The sequence below is a fragment of the Pseudoflavonifractor sp. An184 genome (assembly GCF_002160305.1).
GTDB lineage: Bacteria > Bacillota > Clostridia > Oscillospirales > Oscillospiraceae > Lawsonibacter > Lawsonibacter pullicola.
This window is the reverse complement of sequence record NZ_NFKI01000010.1, coordinates 55,507-71,963: the sequence shown is the minus strand read 5'-3', so window position 1 is coordinate 71,963 and position 16,457 is coordinate 55,507. Positions and strand designations below refer to the sequence as shown.

Below are 16,457 nucleotides of genomic sequence, written 5' to 3'. Positions count from 1 at the left end.
GGGCGAGGGTCCACCCGTTCCCATTCCGAACACGGAAGTTAAGCTCGCTTCTGCCGAAAATACTTGCCTGGAGACGGGCCGGAAAGATAGGTAGTGCCAACACAAAAGGTCTGATTTCAAATCGGACCTTTACATGCCTCCTTAGCTCAGTCGGTAGAGCATGCGGCTGTTAACCGCAGGGTCGTTGGTTCGAGTCCAACAGGTGGCGCCAAAACGCGGCTTGCCGCCAAGTTGTTTGACGGCAAGCCACGTTCTTTCCGAACGTAACGTGTGACGGCTTATGGGCCTTTAGCTCAGTTGGTTAGAGCAGCCGGCTCATAACCGGCCGGTCCACGGTTCGAGCCCGTGAAGGCCCACCAATGTAGGGGTATAGCTCAGCAGGTAGAGCAGCGGTCTCCAAAACCGCGTGCCGAGGGTTCGATTCCTTCTGCCCCTGCCAGAGTATTACAGAGCAATCTGTTTTCATAGTTACTTGTTTTAAATGGCTCGGTAGTTCAGTTGGTTAGAACGCCGGCCTGTCACGCCGGAGGTCGAGGGTTCAAGTCCCTTCCGAGTCGCCATTTAAATGTTCCAGCCGCTTGGCTGTTTGGATAAGCCACCGGGGCTTTGCCCCGGGCCAGGAAAATTCCAGGCTTGGCCTGTTCCAAATAGTTCCCATTTGGGAACATATTTGCTGCTATAGCTCAGTCGGTAGAGCGCATCCTTGGTAAGGATGAGGTCCCCAGTTCGAATCTGGGTAGCAGCTCCAACATTAAGCACTTGAAACTTCGGTTTTGAGTGCTTTTTGTTTTGTTTTCATAACTTTTGAGATAGATTTGAAAAACACACAAAATAGCAGATTTTCAAAAGGATTGAGCAAAGGATTGAGGTAGGGTAAAAAACGAACCGGGGATTGCTCCCCGGCCCGTGAAACGTGGTATGAAATCCACGCTGTTTTATACGCTTTGCTTCAGTACGTCCCTGACGATCTGACCGGCCCGCCGGATGCTTTCTTCATTGGCGTGGGCATACATCCGCAGCGTGACCGCCGTGTCGCTATGGCCCAGCCGCTCCGACACGCTGACCACATCGGCCCCGTGGACGATTGCGATAGAGGCGGAGCTGTGACGCAGCTTGTGGGGGTGGAAGTCTTTGACGTTGTATCGCTTGCCGAATTTCTGAAAGTACCGGGTAGGGCTTTGGGGGTGCATCGGCTCCGCTGTCCCCTCTTGCGTGAAGCACCACTTGGAGATACAAGACTGCGCCTGTTCCTCCCGCAGATGCTTCAGCAGGGCCAGCACATCCGGCCCCACATCTACCACGCGCACTTTGCCGTTTTTGGGGCTTGTGGCGTAGATTCCCGCCGCAACTGTGTATTGGAGATTGCGCCGTACCGTGACCGTACCGGCTTTGAAGTCAATATCTGACCATTGGAGGCCGCAGCACTCCCCACGGCGGAGGCCGGTATCAGCAGCCAGGGAGATGTATGTCTGCCATTGCAGCGGCTCCTGGGCGGCGCAGGACAGGATATAGCCCAATTCTTTCACAGTATAGGCTTTGTCGCTTTCCTCTTTGGGCTGTTCGCCCTTCCGGGGCGCTGGCCGCTTTACCTTCAACATGGGATTCATGGGGATACTGTCATCCAGAAAGGCCATTTCAAAAAGGCCGTTGAGGATGTTGTACAGCTTCACCGCCGTGGCGTGGGCGTATCCGGCCCGCTGGAAGTCCACCAGCAGCTTTTGAAGCATGGCCGGGGTGACTACCGTTAAGAGTACGTCCCCCAGCACCGGGAAGATATGCTTGTCCAGGAACATCCGATAGCTTGACCGGGCGTTTTCCGAAAAGGTGGCCTCTTTGGTGGGCATAAACACGCCGTCCGCATACTGACGCACGGTTTTGAGCTTTGCCGCCTCTGCGGCCTCCTGGGCGGCTTTCTCCCGCTCCTGGGCGCGGTTTAGGACTTCACCATTTTTACAGGCCAGCTCGAAAGCAACGGCCTGTTTTGCGGCCTCTCGCTCCGCCGTCCGCTTGCTCCAGCCGTCCGGCCAGTACCAGCGCGTTTTATATGGGGCTTTCCCATATCCACGGGAGACGCTGATCTGAAAGAACCGGCGTCCGTCCTTCGTCTCCATCAGTTTTGTGCTTGCCATTTTACCATACCTTTCTTGAACAGAGGGGCGGACAAGGTTTCCCCGGCCCGCCCCTCACTGTCAAATGCAGATGTATCCTTTTCGCTCCAACTCAGTCAGCAGCCTTATGGCCTCCAGCTTTTCGCCGGGTGTCGCTTTGGGGTTCTGCCGGATTTGTCGCAAGGTATTGATTGTTTCCTCTAACTCCACCCGCTCCCGCTCGCGGCGCTCTCTCCGGGCTTGGGCGTTGCGCTTGCGGGTTTCTTGGGCCTGGGCGTGGCTTTTATCCATTCTGTTCACCGCCCTTAAAGTAATGCAATATATCCCACAATTCCGTCTGCTTGTCCGGCGGAAGTGCTATAATTGCCTTTAACACTTCTTCCCGCAGGGATTCCAGTTCTTTGTCCATATGTCATTTCCTCCTTGTTTTCATGGAGAGAACCGGCTATAATCAGACTACCGGCCCCCTTGTGGTGGTTGGTACGGGCCTCTTGCACACTGCTTTGGTCGGCTTGGGTGCAAGGGGCTTTCTTTTCGTAGTTTGCTGTATATGAGTATATTATACTCTGTTTGATTATATCAGTCAATAAAAATATACTCGTTTTGATTAGAAAATAGATTGATATTGCATTTTCTCTTGTTATCGAATATACTTGAATTACAAATTTGAAGTGGAGAGATTGCTATGGGCGCGGCAAAAAGAATTAAGATGCTTTTGATTGAACAAGGAAAAAGTGTAAAAGATATTGCAACCGTTCTTGATATTGCGCCGCAGTCTGTAAGCAATAAACTTTATCGGGACAGTTTTACTTTTGATGAAGTCGTAAAAATATGCGACTATTTAGGGGCAGATGTCCAAATCGTCACACGGGACACACACAAAGTTTTTTGAGAGAGGCCGGGGTGGAGTTCCCCGGCCCCTTTTATGTCATGGCGGTATAGCCGCCCTCCCCAGCTCCCCCGTGGTCTTAATCGTCCCCGTGCCGGGTGTTTGTGCGGGCAAGTTTGGCCTTTGCTGCCGCCGCTCTGCTGGCCGCTTTCTGCGCCTCGCTTGCAATACGGGGCGGCCTGATTTTTACCCACGATTTAGGTACAATGTAGTCGGCGGCGGCTCCTTCGTGGCTTACTCTGTCAATCCTGCAATCCTCAGGGCGTTCCTGGGCCAGCTTGTCCAGTGTACGGCGCAGGGCGCGGTTGTGGGTGTAGACGCTGGCCGTCTGCTCCGCCTCGTTGTAGTTGATGATGGTTTCCCTTTCGTATGCTGTCAGCTCCATGTATGCCTCCATCAAAAGTAGAACTTCCGGCCCTCAGCGGCGCGGCGGTCTGCTTCGGCTTGCTCCTGGGTGACATGCTGGGTCAACTGCTCCGCCGTGGTATCGTCCACACTCACACGTTGGGCGGCATCCTTGACCGCCTCCGCCCTCTGCTGCTCCGGGGTGATCTCCCCGCCGTCATCGGTCTTGACCGGCTCAAACGCTGTGATCTCCGGCACAAAGTCCATGCTCCAGCGCGTCCCGGCCTCGGTCACGGCGTTCATAGCGCTTTCAAATTCCTGCTTCCTCATAATCAGATAGACGGAATCCGGGCGGCCTGTGGTGTAGTAACTTCCATCGGCCCGGAACACGGGGCGGTCGGGCAGAACATCCAGGGCCTCGTGGAGATAATCATGGGGCGAATACATAACGGGGGTACGGACGGCCCGCCCGATGGTGTCAATGTCTTTCTGGTAGGTGTCCACGCTGGGGACGGTCAGCCGGTAGCCGCTCCGCTTGGCTACGGCCTGGAGCGCCCGGAGGGCGGTATAATTGCCAGCCGCCCCCAGAATGTACCCGTCCAGCTCCCCCCGGTTCAGGGTCAGCTCAAAGTCCCACACATCCCGCAGACTGTCCATATAGCCACGGTCTGCCCGCTTGCACACATAGTCAGACAGGGCTTCCCGCAGTTTGGGGAGATACAGCGCCGTCACAGCGTCATGCAGGGTTTTGTCTGCCTCGCTGATCTTCGAGCGGGCCGTTGCAATCAGCTTGTCCTTCCGCCGGGACAGCTCCCCGGCTTCGTCTTTATACTGCGACGATTCCTTCTTAGCTGCCTCCATATCCCGGCGGTAGACGGACAGGGCGGACGCAACAGCGGCCTGGTAGCGGGTCAGCTCCCCGTGGAGGTCACTAAATACTTTCTTGACTTCTTTGTTCATTGCGATTTCTCTCCTTTTAGATACAAAAATGTTTGATAAAACCTTCTGCGGCCTCCGGCGGGTACATATCAATCCCGCCACGCATCCAGCACCAATGCGCCCATTGTATGGCCTCGCCGGGGGCAATGTCATACCGGCTCCCGATCATACGGGCATCAAGCCAGCCCCGGTTAATGTGGTTGTAAATCGTCTGCCGGACAATGCCCGTGGCCTGTTCTAAATCCTTTGTTGTCATAAGCCTATTCATCATCCACAATGACGCTGCCCCTGATCCGTTGCTCCAGGGCGGCTCTGTCCACGCTATCCCCCAACGGCTGGGCGGTGGTGACAGGTTCAAGTTCATAGCGATCCCGAAAACCGGCACAGTTTTTCAGTACGAAAATACCCATTGTGGAATCAGCGGAGCGGCCCAGGCTGGCATTTACCAGAATATCGGCAAAGGCATCTTTCAATTTTTCAATGTATTGTGCGCTCTCACTGTTCGGGTTCGCCCTCAAATAGTCATTTACCCACTGCCTGGAGCATCCAAAACCCAGCGCGGACAACCCTAAAATGCTGGGAAATGTACCACTTTCAGCACAAGCGGAAAGATATTCCTGCGCTCTTGCTTTCACCTGGTTAATGTCAGACAGTTCAACCCGCCCTTTCTGCTCGGCCAGCGCATCAGCTTTGCGGCGTATATCCGCGCTCACCAGCTCGGCCCGGTGTTCGTCGCTGATTTCTTTGTAAATTTTGGAACGGCCCCGCCCGGATTTCTGCGCGGCCAGCTCCGCCGCCATAGCGTCCACAGGCAAGAGGCCCTTGCCATCTTTCGGCATAATATCACACTCCTATCAGAAATTTGAAATGCTTTTATTCGTGGAAAAACAAGTGCAAACTGGGGTATTCTCCAGGTCGGGTTGCGGCTGGTTGCGGTCAAAAACATACTTTTCAAAAATTCAAATTGACCCTTTTCTTATAGGGAGGCTTGTATTCAACTGCAACCCACCGCAACCCAAACCGTCAAACCGTTGCGGCATAAGGGTTTCCGAACTTTGCCTCTAAGTCAAGGCGCAACCCCTCCCACACTTTTTTCCCTTTTGGAGTGATTTTGTGGTAGCCTGCCGCCTCCATTGTGGCGGTGAAGTCATTGAGCCGCCGCACATAATCCCCGGTGCTCTCCGCCCACTCCCGATATTCCCGGTAGAGGTCAGCAGCACCCACACGGGCGTTTGGTTCCCTGATACATCGTTCATTGATGAAACTGTCGAGCCAATTTTCTCTTGCCCTGTATGCCTCGGTCGCCTCCTCCACCACTTCGGGGATCTGGAGCCGGAAACCGTTGCGGACAAAATTCACCGCGCCCTCAATGGCCCAGGTGAGGATAGCGCCGCCCGCCTCCTTTGCCAGCACATCGGCATAGTTCTGTATGCCAGTCCCTGCCGGTATGACGCCGTTAAACGGTACGACGATCAGCCGCCGCCAGGTGCCGTTATCGGTGGAGCCGACACGGGGGAGGTGGTTGGTAAACAGGACAAGGGTATGGGTCTGCTTTACTGTCTCCGGCTGTTTGAATTTTTCCTCGATCACAAGGCGGTCGGTGCTGGCAAGCTGTTTCAATGTCGCCACGGAAAGCCGTTGGTGTTCCTCCAGCTCCCCGGTGATGACCAGCCGCCGCCCCCGCAAGGTGGCAAGGGACGCGCCTTTGTTGGCCCGGTCTGTGGTTATCACCTTAATGTCGATACTGCCGGTGTAGTCCCCCAGGACAGTGCCCAGGGCGTTAAAATAGGTACTCTTGCCGTTCCTGCCGCCGCCGTAGGCAATAATAATGCCCTCCTGGTAAACCGCCCCAATGAGTGACATACCGGCCACAAGCTGGAGAAAGCCCCTTATACTCCCGTCCCCGCAAGTGATGGTGTCAAGGAAGTCACTCCACATCTCCATTCCTCGATTGTCCGGCCCGGTCTGCGTGATCTGACTGCAATAGGCCGCCCGCTCGTGGGGACGGAGCCGCCCGCTGGTCAAGTCCACGATCCCGGCGGGGGTGTTCAGGTCAAACGGATTTGCGTCCAACTTGTCCGCCTTGATAACAAGCCCAGGCTTGGACAGTTCCAGCATATTCTTGATACGGACGGCGTTCCGGCTGTTTTTGGCGTGAGTGAGATAGGCTTTCGCCCTTGCTGCATCGGCTTTCACCTTTTCCAGCGCGTCGGCATCCTCCGCCGCCCCCGTTTCCTCGTGCTTGGCCGTGGCCTCCGCCACTTGCAGCAGCGCCGCCCGGTTTTCCTCCTTTGCCTCCTGCAACATCTTTTCAGACAGTTCCAGCGCCCAGGCGGTGGCCTTGTGGTCGTCCCGCTCCCAGCGTTTCCCGTTCCACCATAACCAGCCCAGGGCATCGGTATATATCAGGTCATCCCGATACACATGGGAGAACACGTCGGCGTTTCCGGCGTCGGAGTAATCCGGGGGCTTTACGCTGTCTGTGGCGGCGGCAACCGGCCCCCGCTCATAGCGCCCGGTGCTCTGGCAAATGGTCTCGATCTCCCGTTTGCTCAACGGCGGGTCACAGCGGGTCTTGTTGGCCTCTGTCAAGGCGGCGGTGATCTCTGCCACGGTCAGCCCCTTTGCCCGGAGAGAGGCGGCAAGACGAAACATTTCCTCATTTCGCCGCCCCTCTGTGACCTTGCCTGGGGCTTCCTTGCCCTTTGCTTGCTTGGTCTTGCCCTGGAGCATGAGCCGGTGGAGCCAGTCAGGGAGAGGTGCCAGCGGTACGCTTGTCGGTGTGCTGCTGGCCTCCCATTCATAGGCCCGCCCGGTTTCTGGATGGATGGACGGTGGGGCGATCACATAGCCGCCCGCCCCCCGATAGTCCAGGCCGGGGGCAAATCCAGCCCCTACAGTCAAAGCCGGGTCGGCACAAGCAAAATAGTAGTGAACACCACCGCCGCCGGTTAAGCAAGTCCATGTGTCGGGAAGTTTTCCATACTGCTGTTCCAGGCCCTCCAGGGTTTCGTCTCCAAACTTCCCCCGCTCGTGGTCTGCATCTACGTCCAGCACCACAATGCCGTTTCCGGTGCCGATAGCGACATTGTATGTACTGCCGCCCCACCACTCCGCAATCTGTGCGGGGTCTGTGGTGGCGTCCTTGCATCCGTGAGGGGTGGCCGGTGTCTTGCCACTGCAAGGGAATATCCGCAAGCCCATATTCTTCGTATAGTAATCAGCATAACGCTGCAATAGGCTTTTTGCCTCTGGCACGGTATCACCCCTTTGCTCGTTCAATGGCCCTGGCTGTCCGCATAATCTCCCCGGCCCGGTGGCGCATGGAGCAGACGCAAGCAGTTCTTTCTTCCTGGGTGGCCGGGAGATAATAGCCGGTCAGGTTGTCGGCACAAATCGGCATCCCGGATAATCGCTCCTGCTGGATCATCAATCGAACAGTGCGCCCGTCAGCCTCCATCACCTTCTTTAGGTGCCGGAGCGGGACGGCGTTCTCTCGCCCGTGACTTAGAAAATCAGATACTTTTCGTTGACGGCCAGCCGCCGCCGTGTTAGAATGATTGCAGGAAATAGCTGCCCCGCTAAAAGCCGCCGTTTCCGCTGCCCGTTCCGCTGTGCCACCAGCGGGGCGGGTGTTCTCGTTTTTAGTCACTGTGCCGTTCCCTCCTTGTCGCCGGTGGACATCTGCTCCAGCACCTCCAATAAGGCGGGCACATTGAACAGCGTCCGGGTTCCGCTTTTAATGTGGGGGAAAATCCCGGCATCAAGCCCACGCTGGAGCGCACCACGGGAAAGGCCGGTGATCCGCTGTGTTTCGGGAAAGCCCTGGTAAATGGCATCCTGATAAATTCTTTTATTCACGAAAAAATTTCTCCTTTCGGGCAAAAAAATAACAGGACTACAAACCGATTTCTCGGTTTATAGCCCTGTGGCTGTCTACCTCTGTCCAGTGACGGAGGTGCAAATATAAAATTACGGTGTAGATTGCGCGCCTCTACACTGTTATATTACCACGGCTTTTGTCCTATGTCAACCCCTTGTGTAGATAAATTTTTCTGACTACAATATTCTGTATCTTCGCCAAAAATCCTTTTACACCTCCGCCGGATTTTTCAGAAAGCCTTTCCCGGTTTCCGGCTATTCGCGGGGGTAAGGTGGGGGGGCGGCCCCGGTTGGCAATATCCCCCAGGGGTGGCGGCTCCGAAAAGGATTGAGCAAAGGATTGAGCTACACGTTAAAAGGATTGAGGTAAAGCAACCGCAAGGCACAACAAACTACAACAAGGGAAAACCGTGTAGCCCCTGTGCCGCAAGGGATTGAGAAAACAAAGTGCAATAAAAGACAGCAAGCTACAATAGGGCGGGCTATAATTGGTAAGGATGAGGTCCCCAGTTCGAATCTGGGTAGCAGCTCCATCGAAAACCCTTGAGCCTCAACGGCTTGAGGGTTTTTTTTGTTTTTCTTTAGCAAGGTCGTCATTTTGAGCGTCTTGCTAAACTCCTTGCTAAACAAAAAAATGATTGCCTCAGCTGGCTTTTTCTGCATTGCGAAGCAGTAACTGCATAAGCTGACGAGAAAAGTCTGGATCAGACCGAATTTTTTCTAAAAGAAGATCTGCATCAAATTTTTCTTCGATATTTTTTTCACTTTCTGCAAATGGCTTTGGGTATAGATCGGCTTCAACAAGACTGGATAGATTTCTCTTTTCGGAGTCCAGCGCCTCATTGTAATTGCTCATAAGAACTTCCGGCGACTGCCCACTGCTTTCAGCAACGAGCTGATAGTTGTTTTGTGTGAGCCGTACCTTATGCATCTGACCGGACTTTCGAAGACCTTGGAAGTCAATTTGGTCCGTTATGTGGTGCTCCGTCTGCCAGCGCCGAAATGACTTGCAGAGATTACAGGGATCAATGGGGCGACCATCGTTCTGGCAGATCAATAGGCCGTAGTCGTGATACTCTGAACCAAGGGCAGACTTATTCTGCTCTATCACTTTCAAACGCTCCATGATCTCCTTCAGCAATGGCCCAGTCAGATACTGCTTTCGAAAGCTGTCATCTGTTTTGGGTGTCTTCAGAATCATGCTGGTCTTAGAAAGCGGATTCTGCTTGGGAAAAATCTGTACGATGCGCTCCTTGGGCAGCTCCCGTAGTGAGTTATCTGATACACGCTCAACAATCTGCGTGATCCAGATGCTGTTATCTTCAGGATTAACAGAATTTGCATCCAAGCCTACGACCTCTGCCGCGCGTAGAGAGCAGACAAACGCTATGTGTACGGCCAGGTGGAGCAGTGGGTCATCCTTGATTTTGACCAAGGCTTCCATGATGGCGACCGGCGACCACGCTTTGCGCTTTTTAAATTTTTCCGATGGTGCAGTCGTGTCAGGAATCTCCTTCACATACCCCCAGCGTTTTGCTGTTGGAAACCCGAGCATGAGAATGTTATAGCATTTTTTGATGGTCGGAGAACTTAGGGTAGGGATTTCACTGGCCTTCTTTCCATAGCTCTTGAAGCCGCGGCAAGGCGTTTTACGCAGATGGTCGATGAAATCGTCTATTGCCTGCGCTGTGATCGTACTCATCACCCAGTCTCCAAAGTACGGCAGTATATGCGTGTTAAGGTTGCTGATATAACTGTCGTATGTCTTTGGGGAAAAGTTTTTCTTGCGGGCATAGGCCGGCAGAAACTTGTCCATAAACTCTTTGTAGGTCCGCAGCATGTTTTCCTCAGAATTCATGGCTGTGGGAGCCTCCAGGCAATCAGCGCTCTCATGAGAAATTCTGCTGGCCGTCTTTTCAATTGCACGGGACCTTTTATACTCCAATGCCTGTTTTCGGATTTCATCGGTCTGTTTCTTTGATTGCAGATAGTCAATGAAGGCTTTCCGCTGGATCGCCTCCAATTCGCTCTCATAGGACTCCCACTGCTGTTTTACCTGGCCCGAAGAAGTTCGGTATTGGTAAATTACATTATGTGAGGTCCCCCTTACTTTGTAAGTTGCCATTATTTGAGTTCCTTTCTGGTGCTTGCTCAGGACCGCGGTTCGCCCCATCCAGCCATTGATCAAAAGATTCTTTGTGGATGCGCAGGCAACGCCGCCCGAGCCGAATGACCTTAAAATCGTTCGTAGTTTCGCAAATGTAATATGCTTTGCGAATACTGACACCAAGGATCTCCGCTATCTGCTCAACAGTGTAGGTTCGTTGAGCGGATACGCTGCAATCGTTGTAGCTCATAAATAGATACTCCTTCATGCAGCTTGGCAACCATCCAGAATAAAATAACCTCCCTTCCAAGAGTTTAGCAGGCAGGTACATTATATCCTGAATGCTCAATGTTGCCAAGCCAAAATAAAAAATTTGGATCTGCTTCCGGATCACTTCCTATGCCCAGCGTTTCGGCCACGTATTTTCAGGTTGCCGCTATGCGACACTTCCATCGGAGGCGCGCCTCATGCGCACTATCTCCAATTCCTGTATGACCTCCGGAGCAGGGTATTTAAATTTCAACGCCTCATGAAATGCCATCACAGCTGAGAATGAAAATATAGTCTGTGCGTTAACCGAAGGATTTGCTAAACTGAAGACAGCAGTCGTAGTCCGGTTGCACCTTGGTGGATTTTCACCCCGTTTGTTCAACGTGGACGAATTGCCCAAGAGAACAGCAGTATGTTGCGTCACGTAAGTGAAGAGCACGAGTAGCAAAGTTCGGATACCCACCCGGGCAATTCCCAGCCTGCATAATTCAGGGAGGGATTTGATGCAAGACATATTGACCTGCGCCATGGGACTGGACATTCATCGTGACGTTATCGTTGCCTGTCTTGCCAAAGGTGAGCTGGGCACCGATCCGGAAATCGAGATTCGCTCCTTCAGCACACTTATCCCGGAAATGCGGAAACTGCGGGATTGGGTGTTGGAAGCAGAGTGCCGCTATGTCGCTATGGAGAGCACCGGGATCTACTGGCAGCCTATTTACGAAATGCTGGAGCCATGTTTTGATGGGCAGATCAGCATTCTGGTCGTGAATGCCCGCCACATGAAGAATGTGCCTGGGCGTAAAACGGATATGCGGGACGCGCAATGGATCGCCACATTACTCCGTGCCGGATTACTAAAGGGAAGTTTTATCCCAGATAAGACCTTCCGGGAACTGCGGCATCTGACCCGGTATCGTAAGAGCATCGTTCGCGACATTACCGCCCAAAAGAATCGCATCGATAAATTTCTGCAAAGCTCCGGTTTCCGCTTCACAGCGTTTCTGTCGGACGCATTTGGCGCTTCCGGGCGAAACATCATCCGTCATCTCATGGAATACGGAAATATTTCGCGGGAAGCTCTGGACCGGTGCCTGAAAACGCAGACCCGGAAACGTATCGACGAAATACTGATTGCCTTGAACGGTTCGCTCTCGGAGCACCAGCGCGGCTTTCTTCGCATGATATTTGGGCACTTGGAAGCGCTTGAACAGCACCGCCATACTGTGGAGGACGCTATTACGAAAGAGATCACAAAGCACGAAGAGGCATTGAGCCTCCTGTGCTCCATACCGGGCATTGATGTAACTGCGGCAGCAGCCATTATCGCGGAGATTGGTACCGATATGAGTGCCTTTCCGGATTCCCAGCATATATGCTCCTGGGCTGGTTTGAGTCCCGGTAACAACGAGAGTGCCGGAAAACGCAAGAGTGCTCACATTAACAAAGGTAATCCGTATCTGAAGAGTATGCTCTGCGAGGTGGGATGGGTCATCTCCGGAAAACGAAGCTTGTACCTCTCCGGTTGGTACTGGAGGATAAAACAGCGGAAGGGCGCTAAACGTGCAACGATTGCTTTGGCTCGCAAACTGCTGGCGCTGATTTACACGATGTTGAAGACAGGTTCTCCATACAACGAAGACTGTTTTGAGATCCGCAGAAAACAAAGTGAGCGCAAACGGGCCAGCCGTATGGTGAACGAACTGCAAAAGCTGGGGTACTTTGTGGTGGCACCAGGCTGATTCCCACTGTACCATACTTCGGCCGGCGACAGGTTTTGGCCTGCCGCTTTTTGTGCTGCGATGGTTTTTCATGAGGCGTTGAAAGCCTGTTTGTCAAGGTTCACGCCCTCGCTACTTATTTTCGTAGCAAGGTGCACCACAAGGCTGATGCCATTCAATATATAAAGAGACGCACAGACTTCCTTTTTCTGCATAAAGCGCGAAAATCGGTGAAAAACAGAATTATATGCAGAAAATAACTATATCTTGCGTGAGAGGGATTGACTATCGCAAAATATTGTGATATATTGCCTGTGTAATTGATTATTGTGCGCGTCCGTAAGGATGACAGAGCAAAATTCTGTCCGGCGGGATATTCTTCCTGCATTGCACACGTTGTTAAGTTTGTAATTGCCGATTGTATTACTGCGCCCATTGGGCCGTGATATAATCGGCTTTTTTTGTTTTATGGGACTTGTTCCCATCTATGCGAGAATGACCTTGACCATTCGAATTTACGTATGGTGACAGCCGCTTGAAAGTGGATAGGTTATTCTCGCTTTTTTATTGCCCAGATGCCGAGAGGCTTTGAGGATATTATGAAAGGTGGAATACCAATGAAAAACAAGCGAAGAAGATCTCATCATCACATTCGGGCCAAAAGGCCGGACCGCAAGTGGATCAGAGAAACTCCGCGGTGGAATGGTGAGCAGATCAAGCGTGCGTTCAACGCACGTGCCATCAAGCGAAAGAAGGCGTGCTAATTGACAGCACAAAGTCCGAATTACGCGCCCAGAGTCTTCGTTGACACCACGGATCTCTCACGAGAGGAATGGCTGGCATATCGGAGACAGGGTATCGGCGGAAGTGACGCTGCCTCTATCATGGGGATCTCTCCGTTCCGAACGGCACGGGATATCTACTACGACAAGTTGGGTCTCGTCACAACAGCTGAATATGAGGGTAATTGGGTCGCGCTGAAAATGGGACACCTCCTAGAAGATCTGGTGGCGGAGATCTTCACCAGAAAGACGGGCCTCCCGATCTTCAAATTGGAGCGCATGTTTCAGCACCCTCTTTATCCCTTTATGCTGGCAGACGTCGACTTCTTCATCACACTGCCGAATGGACAGACGGCTATCCTGGAAATAAAGACCACCAACTATAACGCAAAGAGCCACTGGTGGAGCAATGGACAGGAGATCGTACCGGAATACTATGAGGCACAAGGCCGGCATTACATGGCCGTGATGAATGTAGATGAAGTCTATTTCTGCTGCCTGTATGGAAACAATGAGGACGAGGTGATCATCCGGCACATTGAGCGGGACTGCTTCTACGAATCAGAACTGATTTTCCTGGAGCAATGCTTCTGGACGGATCACGTTTTGGCTCGAATTCCCCCGCCCTATACAGAGGACGCAGAACTGATCGAGGAAAGCCTGAAACGGCATGTCGGTCTGGCAGATCCAGAGAAAGATGCCGTTCAGCTCTCAGAGAAAAGCAAAAGATGTCTTGAGAAGTACCTAGAACTTCAAGCTTGCAAAGCAGACAGGGATCAGGAAGCCGAATCGCTCAATAAAGAAATGAAGCGGCTTCGGGCATTGATCATAGCTGAAATGGGAGACAACTGCACGGCCTACTGCGAAGTGAATGGCAGCTGCTATAAAGTCACCTATAATCCGATACAAAAAGCCTCGATCATGAAAAAAGACATGCTACGGATGCAGACATTGTATCCTGAGGCGTACCGGCAGTTCGTGACCACTTCCGAGTACCGGACATTTCGCGTGAGTGGCGTCCCAAAAGAGCAGGTCACATAACAATGGTAAGAAAGGAGTACCGATGGAACGAGAAGAACAGACTATAGTGCCCGACCAGCAAGGTGGTTTTGTCCACCATACCGGACGCTATGACCGTACGATCTACTTCAATCCGGTGAATAAATACTGCGTGCTGAGCATTCGCACGGAAGATACTTCGATTCCGGAGCAGTGCAGGTCCCAGTACACCTACCGAGATCATTTGATCCGCTTTACGGTGACCGGTTATGACCTTCCCAGGGCTGAAAACATTGATATTCAGTGGGAGGGCGAGTGGAAGAACAGCAAATATGGTGCGCAACTCAGAGTGACGCAGTGGCGGGAACTTATTCCCCGGACGAAGGAGGGCATCCAGGGCTACCTGGCCTCCGGATTGCTCAAAGGCATAGGCCCCAAAACTGCTGAAGCCATTGTAGACCGGTTTGGCTTGGAGACTCTGGACATCCTAGAGTATCAGCCGGAGCGCCTGCTGGAGATCAAGGGTATCACAGAAAGCCGTCTGGAGGATATCAAACAGTCCTACACCGAGAGCAGAGCCCTAAGAGATCTGATGACCCTGCTCGCGCCGTTTAAAGTCACACCGAAAGCGGCCCTGTCTATCTTCCAGTTTTTTGGGGTTCAATGCGTGAAGATTCTGCAGGAAAGCCCCTATGAACTATGCCAGGTGCCAGGCTTTGGGTTCCTTCGTGTCGACAGCATTGTCCAGAAGAGCGGAGGGAAGCTGAACGATCCGAAACGGATACAGGCAGCAATCTGCTTTACGCTGGAGGACAACAAGGGTAAGCGGGGGCACCTCTATGTGGAAAAGGAACAGCTTCTGACTGAGGCGCACACGCTTCTCAACAAGAATGTTCCGCTCATAGAAATGAAGATCCCGAGATCAAGAGTGGAGTCTCTGTTTGACGAGATGGTCCTTCACGGCGATGTGATAAAATGCCGGGACTGTATCTATCTCAAAAAAGCTTTTGAACTGGAGGACGAGACGGCCCGGCGTTTATCAGAAATTCTGATCGAACGCCCAAAGCAGAAAAATATCAGCAGCGCGCTGAAAAAAGTCAAACAAGAACTGGGGATCACCCTGTCTGAAAAGCAGGAGCTCGCTGTTGAGACTGCGTTTCAGCATAATATTTCTATTATCACCGGAGGTCCCGGAACAGGAAAAACGACGGTGCTGAAGGCGATCTTGGCTGTGTATCAGACGGTTTATCCAGGTGCAGATATCTTGCTTGCCGCACCAACCGGAAGAGCAAGCAGACGCATGGCAGAGAGTACCGGATTTCTGGAAGCTAAGACACTGCACAGCGCTCTGAAGTTAGGAACGGAGGATGTCATGCCGGAAAACAAGCAATCAGGCCCACTGACGGCGGATCTTATCATTGTGGATGAGACCTCCATGGTGGACCAGTGGCTGGCATGGCAATTCTTTCGCCGTATAGCCGATGGCGCAAAGGTCGTTCTGGTCGGTGACGCCGATCAGCTGCCCAGTGTCGGAGCGGGAAATGTTTTCCGCGAACTGATTTCCAGCGGCGTCATACCGGTGACGGTTTTAGACCAGATATTCCGGCAGGCAGAGGACAGCCGCATTGCACACAATGCTAGGTTTATCCATGAAGGCCGGACCAATCTCCTCTATGGAGATGATTTCATGTTTGTGAAGAGCAAAGGACAAAAAGAAAGTGCTGATATCATCTGTGATATGTACTGCCGCATGGTGGAGGAGCAAGGCGTGGAGAGCGTTTTGATCCTTTCACCGTTTCGCTCTGAAGGCGAGGCTTCTGCTGAGCAAATCAACAAAGTGATCCGTGAAAAGCTGAATCCTTTCGATGAGGCCAAGGGAGAACTTCGATTTGGGAATCAGACGTTTCGCATTGATGACCGGGTCATGCAGACAAAAAACGATTATCACATTGATCTGCGGGACAAAAACGGCGTATTAGTGGGTTCTGGCGTCTTTAACGGTGACATAGGAACGATCCGTGACATCAGTAATCAGTCTGTCGTGGTGGAGTATGACGGCCGCCTGGCCACATATCCATTGGACAAGCTTGGTGACCTCACATTCGCATATGCGATCACCATCCATAAGGCAATGGGTTCTGAATGCGAAAATGTCATCATCCCGATCATCCGTCCGCATTCTATCCTGCTTAATCGAAATCTGGTATACACGGCCATCACACGTGCAAAGAAGAAAGTATTTTTGGTGGGTCAGAAAGATATGCTGATCGCCGCCATACTACGGAATAAGATCGACCAGCGGAATACATTGCTGGCGCAGCGAGTGCAACTTTACTATAAGGCTTTGTCCAGAAAGAGCGATGCTGTTGTCGCTTGATCTGGGAAAAGGTAAAAAACGGGGTGCCGTGCAAAAAT

The 16,457-nt window shown here is 52.5% G+C and carries 16 protein-coding genes, 5 tRNA genes and 1 rRNA gene; 10 read left to right on the top strand and 12 right to left on the bottom strand.

Features of this window, described 5'->3' with window-relative positions; translation table 11 throughout:
- From rrf to B5F19_RS05515, 6 genes are all read left to right on the top strand, one after another.
- Positions 1 to 102 (top strand): 5S ribosomal RNA (gene rrf / locus B5F19_RS05540); the annotation flags it as partial.
- Positions 103 to 135: 33 nt separating this feature from the next.
- Positions 136 to 211, top strand: a tRNA-Asn gene (locus tag B5F19_RS05535).
- 71 nt (positions 212 to 282) lie between these two features.
- Positions 283 to 359: transfer RNA gene (locus tag B5F19_RS05530), tRNA-Ile, on the top strand.
- A 4-nt stretch (positions 360 to 363) separates the two neighbouring features.
- Positions 364 to 439, top strand: a tRNA-Trp gene (locus B5F19_RS05525).
- 44 nt (positions 440 to 483) lie between these two features.
- Positions 484 to 560, top strand: a tRNA-Asp gene (locus tag B5F19_RS05520).
- 112 nt (positions 561 to 672) lie between these two features.
- Positions 673 to 748, top strand: a tRNA-Thr gene (locus B5F19_RS05515).
- A 187-nt stretch (positions 749 to 935) separates the two neighbouring features.
- Here B5F19_RS05515 and B5F19_RS05510 read toward each other — a convergent pair.
- The 3 genes from B5F19_RS05510 to B5F19_RS18190 are packed head-to-tail and all read right to left on the bottom strand — an operon-like array spanning position 936 to position 2,517.
- Positions 936 to 2,129, bottom strand: coding sequence for a site-specific integrase (locus tag B5F19_RS05510; RefSeq protein ID WP_087288775.1), 1,194 nt, complete (start codon positions 2,127 to 2,129; stop codon positions 936 to 938).
- Positions 2,130 to 2,189: 60 nt separating this feature from the next.
- Positions 2,190 to 2,399: a hypothetical protein gene (locus B5F19_RS05505; protein WP_087288773.1), complete on the bottom strand. Its 210-nt coding sequence runs from the start codon at positions 2,397 to 2,399 to the stop codon at positions 2,190 to 2,192.
- Positions 2,392 to 2,517 carry a hypothetical protein gene (locus B5F19_RS18190; protein ID WP_255378393.1) on the bottom strand — a complete coding sequence of 42 codons (126 nt, stop codon included), beginning with the start codon at positions 2,515 to 2,517 and terminating at the stop codon, positions 2,392 to 2,394. Before B5F19_RS18190 ends, B5F19_RS05505 begins: the two co-directional genes overlap by 8 nt.
- Positions 2,518 to 2,793: 276 nt before the next feature.
- On the opposite strand from B5F19_RS18190, the gene B5F19_RS05500 reads away from it, so the two are divergent.
- Positions 2,794 to 3,000, top strand: coding sequence for a helix-turn-helix transcriptional regulator (locus B5F19_RS05500; RefSeq protein ID WP_087288771.1), 207 nt, complete (start codon positions 2,794 to 2,796; stop codon positions 2,998 to 3,000).
- A gap of 76 nt (positions 3,001 to 3,076) precedes the next feature.
- Here the strand turns inward: B5F19_RS05500 and B5F19_RS05495 are convergent, their stop codons facing one another.
- The 9 genes from B5F19_RS05495 to B5F19_RS17435 all read right to left on the bottom strand — a co-directional run bounded on the left by B5F19_RS05495 (position 3,077) and on the right by B5F19_RS17435 (position 10,520).
- The gene (locus B5F19_RS05495; protein ID WP_087288782.1) at positions 3,077 to 3,382 is read right to left on the bottom strand and encodes a hypothetical protein; all 306 of its coding nucleotides are present in this window, start codon (positions 3,380 to 3,382) and stop codon (positions 3,077 to 3,079) included.
- An 11-nt stretch (positions 3,383 to 3,393) separates the two neighbouring features.
- Positions 3,394 to 4,302, bottom strand: coding sequence for a hypothetical protein (locus B5F19_RS05490; RefSeq protein WP_087288769.1), 909 nt, complete (start codon positions 4,300 to 4,302; stop codon positions 3,394 to 3,396).
- A 16-nt stretch (positions 4,303 to 4,318) separates the two neighbouring features.
- The gene (locus B5F19_RS05485; protein WP_140394169.1) at positions 4,319 to 4,537 is read right to left on the bottom strand and encodes a helix-turn-helix domain-containing protein; all 219 of its coding nucleotides are present in this window, start codon (positions 4,535 to 4,537) and stop codon (positions 4,319 to 4,321) included.
- 4 nt (positions 4,538 to 4,541) lie between these two features.
- Positions 4,542 to 5,120 (bottom strand): hypothetical protein, encoded by a 579-nt coding sequence (locus B5F19_RS05480; RefSeq protein WP_087288765.1) that lies wholly within the window; start codon positions 5,118 to 5,120, stop codon positions 4,542 to 4,544.
- A 184-nt stretch (positions 5,121 to 5,304) separates the two neighbouring features.
- A complete protein-coding gene (locus B5F19_RS05475) occupies positions 5,305 to 7,539 on the bottom strand; it encodes a phage/plasmid primase, P4 family (protein ID WP_140394168.1) in 2,235 nt (744 codons plus the stop codon).
- A 4-nt stretch (positions 7,540 to 7,543) separates the two neighbouring features.
- Complete coding sequence (locus tag B5F19_RS17895) at positions 7,544 to 7,684, bottom strand: hypothetical protein (RefSeq protein WP_242972709.1); 141 nt, start codon at positions 7,682 to 7,684, stop codon at positions 7,544 to 7,546.
- Between the two features lie 245 nt (positions 7,685 to 7,929).
- Complete coding sequence (locus tag B5F19_RS05465) at positions 7,930 to 8,142, bottom strand: DNA-binding protein (RefSeq protein ID WP_087288760.1); 213 nt, start codon at positions 8,140 to 8,142, stop codon at positions 7,930 to 7,932.
- A 664-nt stretch (positions 8,143 to 8,806) separates the two neighbouring features.
- Positions 8,807 to 10,288 carry a site-specific integrase gene (locus tag B5F19_RS05460; RefSeq protein ID WP_162612528.1) on the bottom strand — a complete coding sequence of 494 codons (1,482 nt, stop codon included), beginning with the start codon at positions 10,286 to 10,288 and terminating at the stop codon, positions 8,807 to 8,809.
- A complete protein-coding gene (locus tag B5F19_RS17435; RefSeq protein WP_162612527.1) occupies positions 10,254 to 10,520 on the bottom strand; it encodes a helix-turn-helix domain-containing protein in 267 nt (88 codons plus the stop codon). The genes B5F19_RS05460 and B5F19_RS17435 overlap by 35 nt, the downstream gene beginning before the upstream one ends.
- 523 nt (positions 10,521 to 11,043) lie before the next feature.
- Between B5F19_RS17435 and B5F19_RS05450 the strand changes: the two genes are divergently transcribed.
- From B5F19_RS05450 to B5F19_RS05440, 3 genes are all read left to right on the top strand, one after another.
- Positions 11,044 to 12,282 (top strand): IS110 family transposase, encoded by a 1,239-nt coding sequence (locus tag B5F19_RS05450; protein ID WP_071429506.1) that lies wholly within the window; start codon positions 11,044 to 11,046, stop codon positions 12,280 to 12,282.
- A 743-nt stretch (positions 12,283 to 13,025) separates the two neighbouring features.
- Positions 13,026 to 14,084, top strand: a complete 1,059-nt coding sequence (locus B5F19_RS05445) for a lambda-exonuclease family protein (protein ID WP_087288755.1) — start codon at positions 13,026 to 13,028, stop codon at positions 14,082 to 14,084.
- A gap of 22 nt (positions 14,085 to 14,106) precedes the next feature.
- Positions 14,107 to 16,419 carry an ATP-dependent RecD-like DNA helicase gene (locus B5F19_RS05440; RefSeq protein ID WP_087288753.1) on the top strand — a complete coding sequence of 771 codons (2,313 nt, stop codon included), beginning with the start codon at positions 14,107 to 14,109 and terminating at the stop codon, positions 16,417 to 16,419.
- Positions 16,420 to 16,457 lie beyond the last annotated feature (38 nt).

Bases quoted from the DNA above. Each gene is read 5' to 3' on its own strand.
- B5F19_RS05510 (WP_087288775.1), bottom strand. From the start codon at position 2,129: ATGGCAAGCACAAAACTGATGGAGACGAAGGACGGACGCCGGTTCTTT.
- B5F19_RS05505 (WP_087288773.1), bottom strand. From the start codon at position 2,399: ATGGATAAAAGCCACGCCCAGGCCCAAGAAACCCGCAAGCGCAACGCC.
- B5F19_RS18190 (WP_255378393.1), bottom strand. From the start codon at position 2,517: ATGGACAAAGAACTGGAATCCCTGCGGGAAGAAGTGTTAAAGGCAATT.
- B5F19_RS05500 (WP_087288771.1), top strand. From the start codon at position 2,794: ATGGGCGCGGCAAAAAGAATTAAGATGCTTTTGATTGAACAAGGAAAA.
- B5F19_RS05495 (WP_087288782.1), bottom strand. From the start codon at position 3,382: ATGGAGCTGACAGCATACGAAAGGGAAACCATCATCAACTACAACGAG.
- B5F19_RS05490 (WP_087288769.1), bottom strand. From the start codon at position 4,302: ATGAACAAAGAAGTCAAGAAAGTATTTAGTGACCTCCACGGGGAGCTG.
- B5F19_RS05485 (WP_140394169.1), bottom strand. From the start codon at position 4,537: ATGACAACAAAGGATTTAGAACAGGCCACGGGCATTGTCCGGCAGACG.
- B5F19_RS05480 (WP_087288765.1), bottom strand. From the start codon at position 5,120: ATGCCGAAAGATGGCAAGGGCCTCTTGCCTGTGGACGCTATGGCGGCG.
- B5F19_RS17895 (WP_242972709.1), bottom strand. From the start codon at position 7,684: ATGCCGATTTGTGCCGACAACCTGACCGGCTATTATCTCCCGGCCACC.
- B5F19_RS05460 (WP_162612528.1), bottom strand. From the start codon at position 10,288: ATGGCAACTTACAAAGTAAGGGGGACCTCACATAATGTAATTTACCAA.
- B5F19_RS17435 (WP_162612527.1), bottom strand. From the start codon at position 10,520: ATGAGCTACAACGATTGCAGCGTATCCGCTCAACGAACCTACACTGTT.
- B5F19_RS05450 (WP_071429506.1), top strand. From the start codon at position 11,044: ATGCAAGACATATTGACCTGCGCCATGGGACTGGACATTCATCGTGAC.
- B5F19_RS05440 (WP_087288753.1), top strand. From the start codon at position 14,107: ATGGAACGAGAAGAACAGACTATAGTGCCCGACCAGCAAGGTGGTTTT.